This is a genomic window from Nocardia bovistercoris (genome assembly GCF_015674855.1).
Lineage (GTDB): Bacteria > Actinomycetota > Actinomycetes > Mycobacteriales > Mycobacteriaceae > Nocardia > Nocardia bovistercoris.
In genome coordinates, this window is sequence record NZ_JADMLG010000002.1 from 95745 (window position 1) to 114086 (window position 18342).

At 66.4% G+C, this 18342-nt stretch carries 16 protein-coding genes; all 16 read right to left on the reverse strand.

The genetic code is table 11. The annotated features are described in order from the left end of the window. Positions 1 to 178 precede the first annotated feature (178 nt). The 16 genes from IT779_RS04470 to IT779_RS38690 all read right to left on the reverse strand — a co-directional run bounded on the left by IT779_RS04470 (position 179) and on the right by IT779_RS38690 (position 18268). Positions 179 to 1666 (reverse strand): IPT/TIG domain-containing protein, encoded by a 1488-nt coding sequence (locus IT779_RS04470; RefSeq protein WP_196147909.1) that lies wholly within the window; start codon positions 1664 to 1666, stop codon positions 179 to 181. Positions 1667 to 1677: 11 nt separating this feature from the next. Beyond that, the gene (locus IT779_RS04475; RefSeq protein WP_196147910.1) at positions 1678 to 2949 is read right to left on the reverse strand and encodes an IPT/TIG domain-containing protein; all 1272 of its coding nucleotides are present in this window, start codon (positions 2947 to 2949) and stop codon (positions 1678 to 1680) included. Positions 2950 to 2971: 22 nt separating this feature from the next. Then, positions 2972 to 5023: a phage tail protein gene (locus IT779_RS04480; RefSeq protein ID WP_196147911.1), complete on the reverse strand. Its 2052-nt coding sequence runs from the start codon at positions 5021 to 5023 to the stop codon at positions 2972 to 2974. Continuing rightward, positions 5020 to 6615 (reverse strand): baseplate J/gp47 family protein, encoded by a 1596-nt coding sequence (locus IT779_RS04485; RefSeq protein WP_196147912.1) that lies wholly within the window; start codon positions 6613 to 6615, stop codon positions 5020 to 5022. The genes IT779_RS04480 and IT779_RS04485 overlap by 4 nt, the downstream gene beginning before the upstream one ends. Before the next feature lie 10 nt (positions 6616 to 6625). Next, positions 6626 to 6988 (reverse strand): GPW/gp25 family protein, encoded by a 363-nt coding sequence (locus IT779_RS04490; protein ID WP_196147913.1) that lies wholly within the window; start codon positions 6986 to 6988, stop codon positions 6626 to 6628. Between the two features lie 20 nt (positions 6989 to 7008). Next, positions 7009 to 7389, reverse strand: a complete 381-nt coding sequence (locus IT779_RS04495) for a hypothetical protein (protein WP_196147914.1) — start codon at positions 7387 to 7389, stop codon at positions 7009 to 7011. Positions 7390 to 7404: 15 nt separating this feature from the next. Then, a complete protein-coding gene (locus tag IT779_RS04500) occupies positions 7405 to 8190 on the reverse strand; it encodes a phage baseplate assembly protein V (RefSeq protein WP_196147915.1) in 786 nt (261 codons plus the stop codon). Positions 8191 to 8203: 13 nt separating this feature from the next. Next, complete coding sequence (locus IT779_RS04505; RefSeq protein WP_196147916.1) at positions 8204 to 9325, reverse strand: phage late control D family protein; 1122 nt, start codon at positions 9323 to 9325, stop codon at positions 8204 to 8206. Between the two features lie 13 nt (positions 9326 to 9338). Further along, positions 9339 to 9908: a hypothetical protein gene (locus IT779_RS04510; protein ID WP_196147917.1), complete on the reverse strand. Its 570-nt coding sequence runs from the start codon at positions 9906 to 9908 to the stop codon at positions 9339 to 9341. Positions 9909 to 9913: 5 nt separating this feature from the next. Further along, positions 9914 to 10636 carry a hypothetical protein gene (locus IT779_RS04515; protein ID WP_196147918.1) on the reverse strand — a complete coding sequence of 241 codons (723 nt, stop codon included), beginning with the start codon at positions 10634 to 10636 and terminating at the stop codon, positions 9914 to 9916. Then, entirely contained in the window at positions 10633 to 12798 is a 2166-nt protein-coding gene (locus IT779_RS38685; RefSeq protein WP_196147919.1) for an ATP-binding protein, read from the reverse strand. The genes IT779_RS04515 and IT779_RS38685 overlap by 4 nt, the downstream gene beginning before the upstream one ends. Continuing rightward, on the reverse strand, positions 12795 to 13625 hold the full coding sequence (locus tag IT779_RS04525) for a DUF4255 domain-containing protein (RefSeq protein ID WP_196147920.1): 831 nt from the start codon (positions 13623 to 13625) through the stop codon (positions 12795 to 12797). Before IT779_RS04525 ends, IT779_RS38685 begins: the two co-directional genes overlap by 4 nt. Then, positions 13622 to 14083, reverse strand: coding sequence for a hypothetical protein (locus IT779_RS04530; RefSeq protein ID WP_196147921.1), 462 nt, complete (start codon positions 14081 to 14083; stop codon positions 13622 to 13624). The genes IT779_RS04525 and IT779_RS04530 overlap by 4 nt, the downstream gene beginning before the upstream one ends. Positions 14084 to 14915: 832 nt before the next feature. Beyond that, a complete protein-coding gene (locus IT779_RS04535) occupies positions 14916 to 15782 on the reverse strand; it encodes a T4 family baseplate hub assembly chaperone (protein WP_196147922.1) in 867 nt (288 codons plus the stop codon). Between the two features lie 34 nt (positions 15783 to 15816). Further along, entirely contained in the window at positions 15817 to 16317 is a 501-nt protein-coding gene (locus tag IT779_RS04540; RefSeq protein ID WP_196147923.1) for a phage tail protein, read from the reverse strand. 10 nt (positions 16318 to 16327) lie between these two features. Next, on the reverse strand, positions 16328 to 18268 hold the full coding sequence (locus IT779_RS38690) for a phage tail sheath C-terminal domain-containing protein (protein WP_196147924.1): 1941 nt from the start codon (positions 18266 to 18268) through the stop codon (positions 16328 to 16330). Between the last annotated feature and the right edge of the window lie 74 nt (positions 18269 to 18342).

Below are 18342 nucleotides of genomic sequence, written 5' to 3' on the forward strand. Positions count from 1 at the left end.
GGTACCGGAGCGTCGCCGTACGGGACGGACATCGAGGCACTGCGGGCGACCAGCAGAGTGGCGCGGTTGCCGAGCACCCGGTGCGGGGCACCGGCGATGGGCCGCCGGGGCTCGGCCGGTTCGGCGGCCGGTTTACGCGCCGCCGGTGCGGACTTCCGCACCACGAACTCCGGCCCGCTCACGGGTTCACCGCCGATTCGACCTGGAATCGCTGCCCACATTCGATTCGGTGATCTCCAGCGACGAGGGAGACGACCGCGACACCGCTACCGAGCCCGTGGATCCCCGCCATCGCCAGGCTCGGAACGCGCACCTGCACGCTCACTCCCGTTGACGTGCCGATGATCTCGGCGTCCACCACCTGCTGCGGCAATCCGAACCACAGTGGCTGGAACCCGACTTTCAGTGGCTCTTGTTCCGGGTTCACCACGTGCAGGGTGATCGGGTCACCGCGCTTGGCCCGCTCCGGCGTGAAGGGCGGGTCAGCGAAACCGATCGTGGCCGCCAGTGGCGCGACGACATGATAGTTCGCCTCGGGAAGGGCAAGGATTCGCACGACCTCCGCCGCGACATCCGGTCCCGGCTGCCGCACCACCGAGTGCGGGTCGAGCGGTGAGATATGCACTCCCGCGAGCAACTCGCGTGTCTCGGCTTCGACCAGCGCTTGTATCTCCGGGTCTGCGACCACATCCGTCTTCGTGAGGACGATCGCGGCACGGGCCACGGTTCTCCCGCCGAGACTGTGTAGAGATCGGCGCATATCCGGCATCGGGCCGTCGACACAACTGACCACCGCCGCGACCAAAGCGGTATCGGCGGTGAATGTTTCGGCTCCGACCGTCACCGTCCGGAGGCCGCGGGCCCGCAGCGCGGCGGCGACGTCTTCGACGCCGTGATCGGCACGGCCCAGTAGGACCACCTGCCGGGCGACCGCACGGAACCGCACCGTGCTGACCGCTGCCCCCGCCGTCGTGGTGACCGTGATCGGTACGGCGGTCTCGGGGTCGAGGCCCTCGGGTACGGCCGCCACAAGCCGCGTCCGAGACGGCGAGCCGATCAGTTCGGTGGTGATCGCGCCGAATGCCACCCGCACCGCGCCGATATCGAAGTTGTCGCCGGTGAGGGTCACCGGTGTGCCCTCAGCCGCTGTCACCGGTTCGAATTGCGCCGCCGGGGGTTCGGCGAAGCGCGGCCGGAACGTGGCGGGGTCGACCCAGGCGTTGATGGTCTCGGCCGGAGTCTCGGCGACGATCCAGGTGAACAGCCGCACAGTGGTCGGATCATCGTTCTCGATACCGAGTTCCCACCGTTCGGTCGTCGCCTGATCGAAGCCGACCACGATCTCGAACACCTGGTTCGAGACGGCGATCGAGAAGACGTCCCCGACCAGCCCGGCGGCGCCAGCTGCGGCGGCGTCCCGGAATATCGGTGTCGGATCGGAGACCGCCTCGACCGGTGGTCCGGCCCCGGCCCGCAGGAAGAACCGCGGCGGCACCATCGCGGGGCCGATCATCGCCACCCGCAGGAACATCATCTGGGCATAGATACCGGCGAATTCCGGCATTGGCACGCCCGCGTGCTGGACGAACACCGTATCGACGCGGACACCCTGTGGACCGACCGGTAGCGGCGTCACCGGCGGATCGGGAAAGAGCTCGAAGGCCATCGTAGTTCACCTCATCCCGCAAGGACACGGAAAGTCGTGGTCGCCTCCACCGATCCACGCGGGGCGGGGAAGGAGACTTTGAATTTGAAGTCGCCGTTGGGGGCGAGCCCCTCTGGCACCAGCACCCGCAGTTCGTTGTAGGTCGCGCTCTGCACGGGGGCGACCTTGTCGCCGAGTGTGACCGCTGCCGTGCCCGGCGTGAAGTTGAACCCGCGCAACAGCACCGGAGTCTGCGCCGACCCTTGCTTGGGTTCGAACTGCTGGGCCGCATCGGCGACGAACACCGGAATCGGCTGCACCAGATACACTTTGTCGCTGATCGCTGATCCGATCTCATTACGCACGGTGATCCTGACATTGCGACTGACACCCTCCCTGGTGACACCGCCCGGCACCAGCGCGACGATCGTGTCGTCGGTCAACGGTGGCTTCAGTTGCGCGGCAACGTCTGCGAACAGCACTTCGATGGCGCCCTTGTCGAAATTTCTGCCCCTGAGGATGACCTCCTGCCCGACCCGGCCGAATTTCGGCTTCACCTGTCCGATGTTCACATCCTGGGTGAACGATGGCGCGAACAGCGCGTTTTCGAGTCTGCTGAGCCGGCTCTCTAGCGAGGCGACGGTGAGCCGTCGACGTCGCAGATCGGTGATGCGCTGGTCGAGACGGTCCTCGAACAACAGTCCTTCGGTGATCGTGGCTTCATCGCGACGGCGCAACAACTGTGCTAGCGGATAATGCACGTGCCCGTCCGCCGGGGGCGGGACCGGGTGGATATCGACATCTTCGGCGACCCGAACGATCCAGGCCGGTTTGATCCGCACCGAGGTCTGCATTCCGACATCGCGACCGTTGTCGAGATCCGGCGTGCCGTCTACCTCGACGAGGAAGATATCGAGGTAGACGATGTCGCGTCGAGGATCCGACTGTGGCGCGACCGGCACCGTCAGCGCACTCGGACTGCCACCGGGTTGACTGCTGTAATCGGTGGCGGCGTCGATGGTGACCTCGATACCGCCGACCAGGCATTGCCCCGGCCCGGTGATCATGACGTTGTTGGCGGGCGTCGGCATGGCCCGGATGGCGAACGCGTCCTCGCCGCCGGTCGGGACGCCGTCGCCGATATAGCGGGCGAACAGCGATCGCACACCGGCGGCGAGCAGGTCGTGCATCAGATTAAGGTCGCGGTCGAGGATCGGCACGCCCTGTTCGATATGAATCCCGCTGTATCCCTTGACAAGGCTCTCACGCAGCACCGTGGCAGGTTGTCGAGAGAAGTCGCTCATGTCGGGCCTCCAGTAAAGCGGGTCAGTGCTGGATGAGAATCGCCCGCGCGTTGACGGGCAGGAATTCGGCCGCCACCGATGCCAGTCGCGCGGTGGCCGCCGCGAGCTGTTCGGGAGGCAACCCGGGCTGTGGTGGGATCAGGAACAACCCGACCGCGTCACGCGCGAACCGGCCGTCCCCGGCGACGCCCCCGCCTGCGGCGGTGTACGTGTAGGTCTGGGTGTCATCGAAAGTCCCGTACGACACCGGTCTCGTGCCGTGAAACGTCGTGGTTCCGGCTGCGGTGCTGTCGGTCCCCGCCGCCGAGACGCCGTCCGGGGCGAGACGGTCACCCGCGCGATACGTCAGCACCGTGCCGGTCGAGGTACCGAACGCCAGCGACGCCCGCCTACCTGCCGCGCCCGTCGCGACCGGGCGCGGATCGGCCCAGGTGTTCGTGGCCGGGTCGAGCAGTTCGGTCCGATGTATCGACCAGGCCGCTCGGCCCACCTCACCGGTGACCGTGGGACGGGTACTGCTGAAGAACAATTCGATGCGATCGCCGCGCAGCAGCGGAGCGGGCTCGCGATCATGGACTGTGGCAGCCGGTTTCGGCAGCAACCGCGGCGGCGACCAGTCACTCGTCTCGTTGGGATCCAGGGCGTTCTTCACCCGGTAGGTCACGGACCACCGCTTTTCCCCCGCCAGGCCACCGGGCACCTGGCGGGCGCCGAACAACCACAGGCGCCGATCGGCGCCCGACGGCCGGACGAGCACGGACATATCGGCCGCGATGCGCTCATCCGCATTCTGTGGCAACGTTTTCGGTGCCGTGAGCTGCCAGCGTGTACCGTCGTGGCGGTTGTATCGGATCTCCCAGTGATCGCCGGACAGCTCCTGCCAGAACAGCCACAGCCCGCCCGCGCCATCGGCGGCCACCGCCGGACGGCGCCGTTCGGTATCTCCCGCACCGGCGAATTCGCCGCCGGGGCCGCCCGAGACGACGATTTCGGACCAGTCGCTGTCGGTGTCGGCGCGGTTGCGCAGGGCGATCCGCCGTCGCGCCGCCCGCTCGTCGGGGTCGTAGCTCTCCCAGCACAGCCACGTCCGATTGCCGACGCGCGCGGCCGCGGGATATCTTGCGTCGCCGCGGGTCTCGACCACCGGCACGCTCGCGCTCCAGACACCGTCACCGTCCAATCGTTTCGCCCAGATGCCCCAACCATGGACCCGGTGGGTATGGAAGAACAGCATGTCGTCGGCGGCGGCGCGGATATGCGCGGGTCGACCGTCGAAGGCCACACTCGGCGAGACGAGTACCGGCGTGCTCCAATCGGAGCCGGGATCCCGGCGGAAAACCGACCAGATCATCAGCTGTTCCGGTTGATTCGCCCGGGCGATATTGTGGACGAATTCCTTCGCACGGACCTGCATCCCGGTGACCCGGCGCGCGGTCGCGTCGATGGCGTCGAACGTTCCGATCCGCTGGTAGATCGCGGGCGCGAACCGGATCTCACGACGTTGATCGCGCACCGCAAGCCGATGATCGGTGCGCCAGCCGATCCATTGCGCGAGTATCGGCAGCAACCGTCCGTCCACGCGGTCCAGGTCGTGCAGATCGAGGGCGGCGCGGGCCAGGCTGTAGAGCTGATCGAGTTGTCCCCCGGTGAGTTCGAGGTATCGCCGCAACACACCCTTGCCCTGATGGTCCGGACCGTCATCGATGTCCCCGCTGGGCGCGTCGTAGCGCCGGTAGATCGCAGGCAGCATCGAATACAACAGCTTGCCCATGTCGTAGTTCGAGGTCGCCATGGCACTGACCATGTTGCGCGGGTCGGTATCCCAGGCCTGATCGTTGTCCGCACGTGTGAAAAACGTGTAGTAGTAGACCGTTTCGCCGTGCAGTCGGTCGTCGGTGGCTGCACCGTCTCGGATGTCGGTGACCTCGATGCCGTCGCCGATCCCGGCGGGGTGGGTGCCTGCACCGCGCCTGATCATGATCTGCGGGCCTGCCGGACCGAACACGCGCCAGGTCAGCTCGATTCGGTTGCCGTCCGGATGGGCGAATGCGGTGATGTCGGACACCTGCGTCACGGTTCGTTCCTCTCCTGTTCGGCGGGCACGATCTTGATTCCCGACGCGTATTCGTCCGTCCGGGGCGCGATGGGTATCTGACTGCGGCTCAGCTTGATCCGACCCGAGGGTTCCACCGGATGCTCCGGATCCGACGCGGTGTTCGGCGCGAGCGCCTCGAACCGGGTGATATTGGTGAACCGCACACCGGCGGTGCTCTGGATCGCGTCATAGAACCTGCTGAGGTACACCGTCTCCCCGAAGCCGACGGCGTCGAACGCCAGCAGTCGGCCGGTCGCGCGCCGAACGGCGGCGACGACATCGGCGGTGCGAAAGTAGGGTTCGAACCCGACCTCGGCGGTGACGAAGATCTCGACGTACTCGACGTCCCGCACCTCGATGATCTGAGTCAGCATCCGCTTGTCCTCGAGGAACCGCTTGATGCCGAGTTCGAGTGTGTCGCTCACTTTTCCGCCACCGGACGGCGCCACGAACAACAACACCCGATTCCAACCGCCTGCGGCCGCACGGACCTTGCCGACGCCGTCGTAGCTGCGCACGAGTGCCTCGTAGTCGGCGGTGGTCACCGCGCGCTGGCTGGATCGGAACACCGCGGGCGCGTGTTCGACGGCGGCGTCGATACTTTCGCGTTCGGCGCCGCCGGTCGCGGGGATCCGGTTGACGACCCGCGCACCGAGCGCGGCCAGTCCGGGGACATCCACGACAGCGCAGATCGCGCCCACCCCGACATTGCCCTCCGGCCCGCCGCCGACCCGGTATGTGGCGGTGATCAGGGCGCCCAGGTCCGGTCGAGCGCCGAAGGTCCCGTCGCCGAAGACAATGGTCGCCTGGTCGTTCTCGTCGATGTCGACCGTGAATTCGAAGCGGTCGGCCCGGCTGAAGGCGAGGGTGTCGCAGTAGGACCACCGCCGCGGCTGTCCACCGGCGGGGGTGGAGGTCTGCAGGATGATGTCTGGCCCGCTGTGCGCCTGTGGTCCGGACGGGCGCAGGATGAGGCCGCGATGGATCAGCGGATACCGCTGGCCCGGTGTGCCGTCGGCCGTCCCGATGACCTCCGCCGCGATCAGCCTGCCTTCCTCGACCGGGATTTCGGCGGATTTGGGGCCGTCCGGGAATCGTTCGTCGACCGGGGTGAAGGTGACAGCGAGGTCGTCGGCGCGGGCGTATTCGAACCGGACGCTCGCGGCGTCCGACCGGCTCTTGGTGGCGAAGGCCGCCCCTCGTCTGATCACCAGCGGCGGCGCGGGGACCGGCGCGCCGCCCGGAATCGTGACGGTGAGGACCGTAGCCGCCGGTGCGGCGGTACGCATGCGGTACCCGATCAGCCGCAGGTGTTCGATCACGCTGCGCCGGGTCACCGCGGTGGCGAGGAATGCTTCGTTGGCGACGCGATCCTGGTAGTAGCTCAGCACGTCGGCCATTTGCGCGAACAGCTCCAGCAGCACATTGCCGAAATCGGCCTCGCTCGCGTGACCGGTCCACTCGGGGAGTTTGCGGGGGATCTGTTCCCGCAGCGCCCGCAGGATCGCCGAGTAATCCCGACCGGTGTAGTCGATCACCGGTTTTCCGTCGGAGGCAACGATATCAGCCATTTCGCGCTCCTCAGCTGTATTGGATTCGCAAGGCGCGGCGGGCCCGGTCGCGGCGGCGGAAGTAGACCAGCTCGACGGTGAGCGTTTCCTCGACCGCGCGGACGCCGACATCGATGACAACGAGTTCCTCCCCCAGCCACCGGCTCAGCGCCTGACCCGCGGTGAATTCAACGGCTGCGGCGAGGATCTCGTTGTTCGGATCGAACACCAGATTCCCCAGGCCGCAGCCGAAAGCGGGCTGGTTGACCCGTTCACCCGGCGCGGTGAACAGCACCTGGACGATCTTGCCGCGCAGTTCGGCATCCTCGTCGTCGTCCGGGCGGATCGTGCCGGTCGCATCAACCCGGAACGGAAAGACGAAACCTGTTGTCATGCTAACGCTCCCGTCGCCTACTACTTCACATGGCCCAGCACGGCGCCGCTCTGGGCGAAGGTGACCGACTGCTGAGTCGCGCTGAGATTCACCGGATGGGTGTGCGGCCCCGGAGGCGCGGCACCGGTCGCCCCCGCGACCGTGGCGGACACATTGCCGGTGGTCTGGATTCCGCTGATCTCCATGTTCGCGGTCAGATGGGTGATCACACCGTTGGCGATGGCGAACGCGAGTCTGCGCCAATTGCCGCGGGCACCGTCGAGTGCCTCCTGCGCCACCTGTTTGGACGCGCCGCTCGCCGCATCGACCGCCTGCTGCAGCGGTGGCGACAACAATGCGTCCAGCTGGACGAAGATCTCCTTGCTCAGCCCGCTGTTCGCCTCGGCGGTCCCGATGGTCATGGCCATGATTCGCCCCTATCCGACTGTGTGCTTCGTGGACAACGGCACGTCGAGCGTCATCGGTTTGACCGGTGGCGAGGTAGGCGCGCCCATATTGCCGATATGGGTGTGGGTCATGAGGGCGGCCATGAAAGTGGCGACATTGGCCTTGAACACGTCACCGTGCACCAGGTGCTGCACCGCACCGCCGAGATGAATACCCGACGCGTCGATCTGCAGCGAGTCTCCGCCCTTGTACTGCACGGTGATTCCGCTCGCGTCGATCGAGATCGAATGACCGGCGCCGCCGACGGTCACGACCACTCCCGAACCGTCGAGGGTGATCCGGTGGCCGTGCGCACCGTCCTGCACGTACACCGCTTCCCGGCCGGGCGCGTCCTCGAACTGCAACGTGTGGCCCGCGGCGGTCTTGATCGTCTTGCGGCTGGCGGGATCGGATCCGATCGCGGTGGTGGATCCGTCGGCGTCGTTCGGCTTCGGCGCCTCGCTGCTCCCGTCGGGGCGACTCACATACGCCCCGGTCCAGATCGGAAATTCCCGGTCACCGCCTTCGAATTCGACCCAGGCTCCAGCGCCGACGGCCGGGATGAACAGGCAGCCTTGCTGATCCAATCCTCCGTAAGGGATGCAGGCGCTCGCCCACCCGGTCACCACGTCGGGGCCGAGGGCATTCGGCACCCGTAGGCGCAGGCGCCCGAGGTGGTGCGGATCGGCGTTGTCGACCACGATGCCTCGATACTTGCCGAAGTAGCGGTGATGCAGTTGCTCGGTCAGATCGCCGAGCGCGCGTTCGAGATCCATACTGTCGCTCCTGTCAGATCGGCAGATCCGGTAGACCGGTTCCCCCGTCGACGAACTTCTCGGAGCCGTTGGGCTGCAGAGCATTCCGTCTGACGGTGAAAATCTGGGTGTATCCGTCGGGCACGAACGAGTGGATGACGCGCGTGACGTGGTATATCCCGCTGTAGGTCGCGCCGATGCCTTTGATGGTGACCGTGCGATGCGGCAGCAGAATCGTGCCGTAGTAGTTCGCCGCCACCTCACCTTCCCCGGTGACGAACCATTCGCCGCGCTCGTACAGCGCCTGACACAGTGCTTCGGCCTCCGCGTGCCCGGTTGTCACGCACTGGCCGACCTGAACGTGTGCCCCCTCGACGCCGGGAGGAAGGTAGCTCGCGGCGGTTCTGGCGCCCAACGATTTCAAGGTCGATTTCTCGATGGTCACCTCGACCGATTCCTTCGTCACCGGATCGATCTGGGCCAGCCCGACCGTGGCGGGCCCGACTGCCTCGACCTCGATCGCGAACTGGGTGACGTTCGTTTGTTCACCGCACATCACCCGCAGCAACGGCTGCGGTGAACGGGCCAGCTCCGGCGGGCCGAAATATCCCAGCTTGCCCGAGACGTAGCACTCGAATCCGTTACGTCGCGCGAGCCGCCTGAGGAAGCGAATGTCGGTCTCTCCCTGAATGATCGTCGAGACCAGATCGTCGTGGACGACCCCGGTGCGGATCACGTTCGAACTCAGACCGTAGGAGGAGAAGATCTCGGTCGCGATATCACTGTCACGGCGATTGGGCCAGTCCTTGCACACCTCGCGCCGGTCCATCAGCACGGTCACGTCCATCGCCCAGATCTCCAGCAGGCACTGATCGCGCGTACCCGGAAAATCCGGCCGTAGATGGGTGACATAACCATGTAGCAACGTCTCGATCGCGTCACCGAGCCCGACCGTGATCTCGACCGTCTGCCACAACCGGAATCGGTCGTCGTCGAGGTAGGGCCAGGTGCCGTCATCGCGCTGCACCACGGCCAGGCTGATACGTGCCAGCCCGGCGAGTTCGTCGTCGAGTTCGACCTCCAGCGAAACGAGGTCATCGTAGAGTGCGGGCAGCTCCGTGCCGCCGAACTCGATACGCACTTTCTCCTGCTTCATGATCGCGGACTCCCTACACCGCGCTCGGTGGCGGTATGACGATCTCGCGGCCCAACCGGCCGGTCTCCACCGGAGTCCCACCGGACAGGCCCGCGTCCCGGATCGCGGCCAGGAGCACGCCGATGGTGACCAGAGTCCGGTTGCATCGGACCACCAGTGCCCGCTCGAAGACCTCGCGCGCGAATCCCGCAGCGGCCGCGACATATTCGATGTCCTCCGCCACAGCCACATCCTCCACGCCCACAATGGCGGTCAGCGCGCCTACCACGGCGCGCCAGTCCGGTGCGGGCCCGATGTCCAGGCCCAGCAACGGGATTCGGACCGTGAACACCGGCTCCTGCCCGAGCAACTCCAACGGCGAGAGGAACGCGGCATTCGCATCGCAGATGCGCCACCACGCGGTCGATTCCTCGTAGTAGCGGTAGGCGAGCTGATCGAGCCGCTCTCCCTCGGCCACCACATGCCGGAAGGTTCCCGTCGTCGCGGGGCGCCTGCGCAGCGGCGTGGTCGCGGGTGCCCGGCCGTGCACATCCGGTGGGAGGGTGACGGTCGGGTCCCGATAGCGGGAGTGTCGTACGGCCATGGCGTTCACCCCGGAATCACTACATTGGCGACATCGCCGATATTGGCGAGGTTGAGCAGCGACATCGCCTCGGTCATCGTGTGCGAGTAGACGAACGGCGGATTCTTGCCCTCGATGACAGTGAGCTGCACCGCCACCGTCGCTCGGATCGGATTCAGGTCGGCGCTGAACTCGGTCTCGGTGATATTGAGGCTGTTGATGTTCACCGGCAGCACGCGCTTGCGCCCGAAGATGAACAGGATCAGCGGCGGATTGGACCGGCGCGGGTGCAGGAAATCCTTCGGCTTGCCCAGCAGTGCCGAGACCGCGGCGCCGAGCACGCCTTCACCTTTCGGATACACCATCAGCTCCAAAGTCGACAGCTGCGGGGAGATGCCGAATTGGGTGGTGAGGTCGTCTTTGCCGTCGAGTTTGTCGGTCGCGTCCAAACGAATGTCGAAACCGATGGTCGGTTCGTTGACGGTCACGATCTGATGGCGGCGCAGCTCGTCGAGGTCGTCGAAATCGGTCCGGTCGTGGAACTCGCGCATCGACTTCGGTTCGGGCGTCTGCGGATTCGGACGGGCCCGGGTCGCCCGCGGCGTCGGCATGGCAGGGGGCGCGAAGGTCAGCGAACGGTTGCGGGTGAGCTGCAGCGGGTTGTACTGGAAAACCACGATCAGTGGCGGCAGGCTCAGCCCGAACTCCACGAACGCACCCCGCAGGATCTTGGGCTTGATCGCGTTCATCCCCGCACCTCCGCCGCCGGTTCGGTCCAGAGCTTGCCGAGTTTCTCGAACTCGCGGCGCGCGCCCCGAACGATGTGCCTGGCCCCCAGTGCGCTGCCCTCGGCGGCCGCCAGGAACGCGGCATTGAGCACGATGTTCCGGATATCACCACCGGCCACGACGATATCGCGGGCCAGTCCCGCGCAGTCGACATCGGCGGACACCGGCGCTTCGGTAGGCAGGTGTGTCTGCCAGATCCTGTGCCGCAGTGCGGCATCGGGGAACGGAAACTCGACGATATGCCGGATTCGCCGGGTGAACGCGTCGTCCAGGTTGGCGCGAAGGTTGGACGCGAGCAGTACCAAACCGTCATGGGAATCCAGCTTCTGCAGCAGATAGCTGGTTTCGATATTGGCGTAGCGATCGTGCGCGTCGGAGACTTCGGTTCGTTTGCCGAACAGTGCGTCGGCCTCGTCGAAGAACAGGATCGCGTTGTGACGGCAGGCTTCGTCGAAAACCCGGGCCAAGTTCTTCTCGGTCTCACCGATGTATTTGCTCACTACGCCCGATAGGTCGACTTTCACCAGCGCCAGCCCGGTCGTCGCGGCCACGACCTCCGCGGCCATCGTCTTCCCGGTGCCCGGCGGCCCGGCGAACAGGACGCTGAGCCCCCGGCCGTGGCGTACGGCCCGCCCGAACCCCCATGTCTCGAACACCAGGCGATGGTGGCGCAGCTGAGCGCAGATCTCCTCGAGCTGTGCGATCTTCGCCGCGGGCAGCACCAGATCGTCCCAGCCGTAGCGTGGTTCGACCAGGACCGCGAGCCCGTCGAGCTGAAAGTCGGCCTGTTTCCGGCATGCCGCGGCGAGTGCCTCGACGGTGAACGGACCGTCGCCGGGTTCGGGTGCCTCGTCCGTACTGGCGACGGCGGCTCTGATCCGGCTCGGTGTCAGTGCGAAGCGCGCGGCCAGATCTTCGGCCCAGCCTCGGGTCACCGGCGTCCGGCCGTTGAGCGCTCGATGCCAGATCGACACGCGTGCGCTGAAATCCGGCGCTGCCACGTCGATGGCGCGGAAGGCCGCGCCGGTCAGCAGGTGATGCGCTGTCCACGGCTGCTCGCCACCGAGCACTACCGTGGCGCCCGGTTCGGCGCACACCTCACGCAGTGCCTGCGCCGCGGTCCCGAACGGCTCACGCAGTAACGCGTCGGCGCGGTCGAGATACAACACGCCCTCACGCAGCGCGGCCTCACAGCACGCCGACCGGACCGAAGTCGCGGCGTCTACAGGCGCGAGGCTCAGCAGCGCCTCGACATCGAGTTGCACCAGCGGCAGTCCACGGGCAGCACACACTCGCAACGCGACCGGCGACGGATCCGTTCCCGCAGGCCCGCGCAGATAGGCGACCATGGGGTATGACCCGTCCTGGAACGGTGGGAACAGAAAACGATCCAGGATTGCCACAGCGGCCGGGTCGGCGACATCGCACTCGCCAGGATGGTTTCGCACAGTCGCGACTCGGGCCAGCTGTCGGTCCAATTGCGGGTCGTTGAGCAGATATCGGCAGATGCGCGGATCGAGCCGGAGGGTGCACGCCAGTCCGCTCGACCCCGACGGGCTGTCGGGATCCGTCGTCGCGTGCAGCAGCCGCCACCGCAGCAGCGACCCCGTCGGCGCGAACCAGCGCCGGGCCTGCCATCGTTGTGACTCGTCGTCGCACAGCAGGTCCAGCACCAGATCCACGCTCGGGCGTCGGCGCGTGATGTCATCCTGCAGATAGGCGTAGAGCCGGTCGTATCGGATCCGCAGTTCCGGTGCCAGGCAGACGATCACGGCCGCCGATTCGAGCTCGTTGAGGCCGAAGCGGCGGCACAGCCGCGGCAGGGGCGGATCGAACCCGGCAGCCCGGCTCGCGGCGAGCCTGCCCTTGATCGTCGCGGCGAGCTCGTCGATCGCCGGTCGCACCGGATCGGCATCCTGGGCGGCCGCCGCGCTGTCGTCACCGCGGTCGAGCAGCCAGTACACCTCCTCCGGGGTGATGAAAGCGGTGCGAGCGATCTGTGACTGCGGCGCCAACTCGTTGAGCAGCGGCGAAGTCAGGAGACGAGACCGGATCCGTAGGTCGAGCAGCCGCAACTCGTCCCGCAAATGCTGGTAATCGTCGGTGTACGGCGGATATCTCACGACGTCACCTCGAACAGGAAGGTCCGCACCAGCTCCGGCGACACCGCGGCGCGAATCTCGTAGGTTCCCTCGCTCAGATCATCGGGCAGCGGCACGGGCAGCGTATCGGCGGCATCATGTCGATCGAGCAGCACCCGACCGGCCACCGCCACCGAGATCAGCCGACCTGCCAGATGACGACCGGAGAAGGTCACCGTGGTCCCCGCGAGGCCGCGCACCGGCGTCATATCGTCGATCACCGGCGGCGCGACGACGGTAGTAACCGCCGGAACACCTACTCGGCGTATACGTTTCGGCACGAACTCCGGCGGAGTGCGCGGCAGATCCAGCTGCACGCAGGACACCTGATACAGCACCGAGAGCCGATACGGTTTGGCGAACGTGGACCAGATCCGGCTCAGCTCCTCGGGATCCGGTTTGCGACACACCATCTGTAACCGCTCGCCTGCATCGCGGAGCCCGGCGTGCAGATGCGCGCGCGGGATCGGCGAATGCTGGCGCAGCACCCGCATCACCTCACCGAGGATCTCGTGCGCGGGCACATTGCCGAGCACGGTGTCATTCTGCGCGTAGACGGTCACGAGATAGGTCAGGTTGAGCGACAACGGCGGTGGGACGAGCTGATTGCCCGGACCCGTCGTTGAGTCCCCGTTGGCCAGGTACTCGTTCTCGTCGACCCGGTAGAGATAGAGATTGACCCGGCGTGCGACGCCTGCCTCGTCCGGGCTGAGCAGGGTCACCTCGACCGCGGGGGTCAGCTGCATCTCGGCGAGCAGCAGATCGCGCAGCGAGGTGCTCACCATGCCGATGGCGGTCGACGCGCTCACCGCAGGATTCCCGTCTGCCATCGGCGCAGCCGCCGCCGCGTCCAATACCCGGGGGTACCGCCGTGCGGCTCGTCCCATGCCGGCTGGATGATGGTCGCCTCCGGCGTGGGTGCGGTGCTCGACGCGGGGATCACGGGCGCCGTGTGCTCAGCCGTAGGCACGATATCGTCGGCCTCGATCGGGCCCCAGAACTCCTCTGCGACCACGAATCCGGGTACCCCGGTGCCAGGCGCCGCGCTGCTCGCCGGGTGTGGCAACCGGTGCCCGATGCGCGTCCCGTCCGCGGGGATGCCCTGTTCCGGAGTCATCTCGCCGATCTCTTCGACCGTGGTCGGAGGGAAATCCGGCGGCTCGGACGCATCTTCCGCCGCACCGCTGCCTTCGAACAGATCGATGGACTTCCGCGCAGTGACGCCGGTTCTGCACTGCGCCTGGGCCGGAAGCGGCGAAACAGTCATGGCGGTAGCCGTATTCATGTACCGCGCGTCCGACAACGCGGCTTGGCCGGTCGATGTCAGCGGCCCAGGTCGCTCCTCCGGACCATCCGGGGTAGCCTGCCCCGCGTATGTTGCGGGAGGTAGGGATCGGCCCATACCCGCGATCGCCGGATCCGACACCTTCACAGCCGATTCCGGCAGTTCACTCGTCGCGGGGAAGTCCGGCCTCGCATCGACGATACTCGGGCGCTCGCGCCGAGCCGATCGTGAATCGGGATCCCGTCCGGGGCGGTACTCCGGCGCGGCAAGCCATTGGGACTCGGCAGGCGATTGCTCGCCTCTCGTTTCGAACCACGCGGGCCCGGCTGCTGTTCGGCGAGAGCGCTGAGTACCCTCCGGCGTCGAGGAATTCGATGCGGCGGTCGGTTCGGCGGTCGGCCGTGGAGCCGACATGCCGACCTCGACCCTGGCGGCTGTGGCTGGCGATGTGTCCCCGGTCGGTGTGGCGAACTCCCATATCTCACCGTCGGTCGGCGCCACAGGTGTATGAGGATCGCCGGTTCGTGCAGCGTGCGGGCGGGTGAAGGGCTGTAAGTCGACGGCTGTCGGCCCCACCACGGCACCGGGGAGGCCAACTGTACGACCGGTCGGTCGAGCCGTGATATCCAGGGGTGCGGCGGAACCCCGATCACGGGTCGGGCGCGCTGATTTCGGGTACGGGAACCGTGGAAGAGGATCCGCGATGGGCGACAGGAAATTCCCGACCGCGTCGGGCTGACCGAGAAGAGCCGCGACGCCCGCGCGATACCGGAAGTTCCGCGCACCGTCGGCGAGGACTTCGCGAAGGTAACTGTCACGCATCGCCGTTACTCCTCTCGATCTCGTCGCCGAGGACCTCGAGGTAGGTGCGGCGCTGTTCACGCGTCATCGACATGATCTCGGCTTCGGACCAGTGATAGTGGTAGGCGAGGTAGTGCACCTCGCGGTACAACAACTCGCGGTCGGTGCGCAGCTCGCCGAAGAAGTAGCGCGCCACATCGAACGGCACCAGGAAGGTCCGGCCGCACTCCGCGCAACCGGCCTCCAGCACCTGTTCTACACCCGGTGCGGCCCTGCGCATTTCCGACTCGATCTCCGCACGAGCCAGCGATGACAACGACAAGGTGATCTCCGCGCCGACACAACGATCCAGCAGCATGGTCAGCGCGCGCGCCTCGTCGACCGCCAGCCATCGGGACAGCTGTTCCTGGTCGGCTCCGGTCGGCAGCCGGAAGCTGATCGGCGCGCCGCCGTTCGTATCCGTGGTCGCCGCGTCGGAGAGTCGCATCGTGTACACGGGTCCCTTGGCCGTCGATTCGACGACCGGGACTTCCGCGAGTGAGAACTCCATCGTCACTCGTTGCCCACAATCGGCCCACGGGCAGATCAACGCCGCACGCACCAGATCGCCGAAGGTCGCCTGCCGCAATCGAAGCAACAGCAACTGCCGGTCCCCGACCAGCAGACCACGCGCCACCTCCGCCGAGACCGACTCGATGTCGCCGATCCTGTGCACACCTCGGGTAAGTACCTCGGTGACCAGCTCCGCCTGCGGTCGATCGCTCGCGTGCACGAGCAGCTCTTCCTCCCGCCCGGTCAGAGGTACGAGATCGTAGGTACGGTGCAACACCCCGGCGGCGTCCCAGTAGCCGCCGGGCAGCGTCCCGGTGAGTGCGTTCACTTCCATTCCTTTCGATCGCGCGATCGATCGCCGATCAGGTCTCCTTCGGTTCGACGACCGCGGTGTCCCGCACCCAGCCCTCGTTCTCGAGCTTGACGGTGGAGATCATCACCGCGTTCGCGCCGGCATCGAGCTGCGGCAATGCCTGATACTCGGACACCCAGCAACGGAAAATGTTGTACGCGAGCACTTTCTGTCCCTGATGGTTGAACACTTCGATAGTGATGTCCTTGCGGAAACCGGCCAGCGACATCGCGGCGTCGCCCTTGAAGTTGTTCACCTTGTTGGCCCAGTCCTCGAACGCGGTGTCGTGGGTGACGCCCGCTTCCAAGGTGATCGCGTCATATTTGGTCTTGCCCGGAATCTGGTGAGGCCCACTCGAATCACCGCCTTCGTACCAGGAGGTGACCTCTGTTGTTCGTTTCAGCGCGCCGCATTTGTTCATCGCGGCGACGTACTGACCATCCCACTTGATCTTGAATCGATAGCCGAGGTACGGATCGAATCGAGTGCTGTTGACCGTGAAGCGTGCCACGGGATGCTCCTTAACTGGATGCCTGTCCGGCCTTTTGGCTGATCTTCACCACGACGAACTCGGCCGGTTTCACCGGCGCGAAACCCACCTCGACATTGACGACACCGCGGTCGATGTCCGCCTGCGTGGTCGTATCGGCGTCGCATTTGACAAAGAACGCCTCCGTGGTGGTCGAGCCCTGGAAGGCGCCCTGCCGGAACAACGTCGACATGAACGAACCGATGCTCAACCGCAATTGCGACCACAGCGGCTCGTCGTTCGGCTCGAACACCGCCCACTGGATCCCGTAGTAGATGCTCACCCGCAGCATGATCACGGTGCGGCGCACCGGCACGTACCGCCATATCGCGTCCGATGGTCCCGCGACCGTCCGCGCGCCGAAAGCCACCACTCCCGAGGTCGGGAATCGGCGCAACGCGCACACGCCTTTCGTGTTGAGGTCACCGTGCTCGACGTCGGTGAGCTCGTAGCCGAGGCCGAGCACTCCGTGCAGTGTCGTATCGGTTCCGGCCGGTGCCTTCCAGACACCGCGGGCGGCATCGACGCGCGCGTAGAGCCCGGCGATGTACCCGGACGGCGGGAGCAGCACCGGATCCTGCGAACGCCCGGTGAGATCTATCCCCTTGACCCATGGGAAGTACAGCGCACCGAAGGAATTCGCCGCCAGCTCGGCACGGAATCCCACCGCCCCCACGGGGCTCTGGTCCGCGCGGGTGGTTTCTCCGACGAAGAACATGTCGCGCAGCGGGCGCCCGGCGCAGTAGGCCAGGCCCTGGTTCATCACCGTGGTCGACGCCTCGCCGGGTACCGCGAGCAGGCTCACGTCGGTGATCGCGTCGAGGCGGGGGAAGGCATCGGTGAAACTGTTCGCGGTCAGCGTGGCATTGCCATCATCGCCCGGCGTGATCTCGAGGACGCCACCTCCCTTCTCGGCGTCGCCGACCTGCACCGCCGCCGCGTTGACCGGTCGCCGGACCGCCGCGCCGGTTTCCGAAACCCCGCGTGCGGGGCCGAGTTTCAGCTGTACAGTCGCGTCATCGGCCGGAGCCGCGGCGATCAGAACCGCCGACGACGCCTTTTCCGTGCCCGATCGCAGCACCAGGCGCTTCGGGCCTGCACCGGCGGTCGGCTCCACTGTGCAAGTGAACTGGGTGAACGCCTTGGGATCGGTCGACGCGCGCTTCTTGGTGAGTGCTTTGACGGCGGTCTCGATCGCCGCGGCGACGCCTGCCAGGTCCGCGGTACCAGCGGTGCCGGGCAGGGATACCAGCTGGAATCCGTCACCGTCGACATCGATCTGTAGGTTCAGCGCGGCATTGAGCGGCAGGGTCGGGCTCACGCCGCCACGGTGCAGACCCTTCTGAAACTTGTTGGTGTCCTTCATCGTCGCGGTGATCAGCACCGACTCCCGCGCCAGGACGGTCTCGACGAAACGCGGCGAGACGGGATCGGCGCTGAGATCGTCGAACTGCTCGATCGGTGGCGTGTCGTTGATATTCACCGGCACGATCGCCGGATCGGGCTGGCGGCGCACGCTGACCCGGAAGTCGTTGCCGGGGTTGGTCGCCGCATCCTCGATTTGCAGGACCAGGCTGTTACCCCACGTGCCCTTGCTCCTCGCGGCGAACACGACACCGGCCACCGGTGTCGCGGCGCGATTGGCCAGCGTTACCGACGCCGCGGCGGCGTCTGTCTTCACCACGCGGACGATGTAGCACTGTCGCCCGCCGTTGTTGAAGTACTGGAACACGCTCGGGGCCAGGTAGCTGTCGGGCAGGACGCCACCGTACAGCCGTTGAAACTGCGCCCAGCTCGTCACCTTCGTCGCGGCTTCGGGTCCCATCTCGGCCGTGCCGACGAACGCGGCGGTCGAGGTGCTCGCGATCTCGAGCGGTGCTACACCCGAGGAAACCTCGTCGATGTAGACACCTGGGTAGGTCTGCTTCGCCACGTTGTTCTCCTTTCGAATAACTGGTTGCGCCCCGCCATAGAACTTCCAGCACGCACACCTGACTTCGGCACCGA

Excerpts from the sequence above, each read along its gene's own strand:
- IT779_RS04470 (WP_196147909.1), bottom strand. The coding sequence starts at position 1,666 with ATGGCCTTCGAGCTCTTTCCCGATCCGCCGGTGACGCCGCTACCGGTC.
- IT779_RS04475 (WP_196147910.1), bottom strand. The coding sequence starts at position 2,949 with ATGAGCGACTTCTCTCGACAACCTGCCACGGTGCTGCGTGAGAGCCTT.
- IT779_RS04485 (WP_196147912.1), bottom strand. The coding sequence starts at position 6,615 with ATGGCTGATATCGTTGCCTCCGACGGAAAACCGGTGATCGACTACACC.
- IT779_RS04490 (WP_196147913.1), bottom strand. The coding sequence starts at position 6,988 with ATGACAACAGGTTTCGTCTTTCCGTTCCGGGTTGATGCGACCGGCACG.
- IT779_RS04495 (WP_196147914.1), bottom strand. The coding sequence starts at position 7,389 with ATGACCATCGGGACCGCCGAGGCGAACAGCGGGCTGAGCAAGGAGATC.
- IT779_RS04500 (WP_196147915.1), bottom strand. The coding sequence starts at position 8,190 with ATGGATCTCGAACGCGCGCTCGGCGATCTGACCGAGCAACTGCATCAC.
- IT779_RS04505 (WP_196147916.1), bottom strand. The coding sequence starts at position 9,325 with ATGAAGCAGGAGAAAGTGCGTATCGAGTTCGGCGGCACGGAGCTGCCC.
- IT779_RS04510 (WP_196147917.1), bottom strand. The coding sequence starts at position 9,908 with ATGGCCGTACGACACTCCCGCTATCGGGACCCGACCGTCACCCTCCCA.
- IT779_RS04515 (WP_196147918.1), bottom strand. The coding sequence starts at position 10,636 with ATGAACGCGATCAAGCCCAAGATCCTGCGGGGTGCGTTCGTGGAGTTC.
- IT779_RS04530 (WP_196147921.1), bottom strand. The coding sequence starts at position 14,083 with ATGACTGTTTCGCCGCTTCCGGCCCAGGCGCAGTGCAGAACCGGCGTC.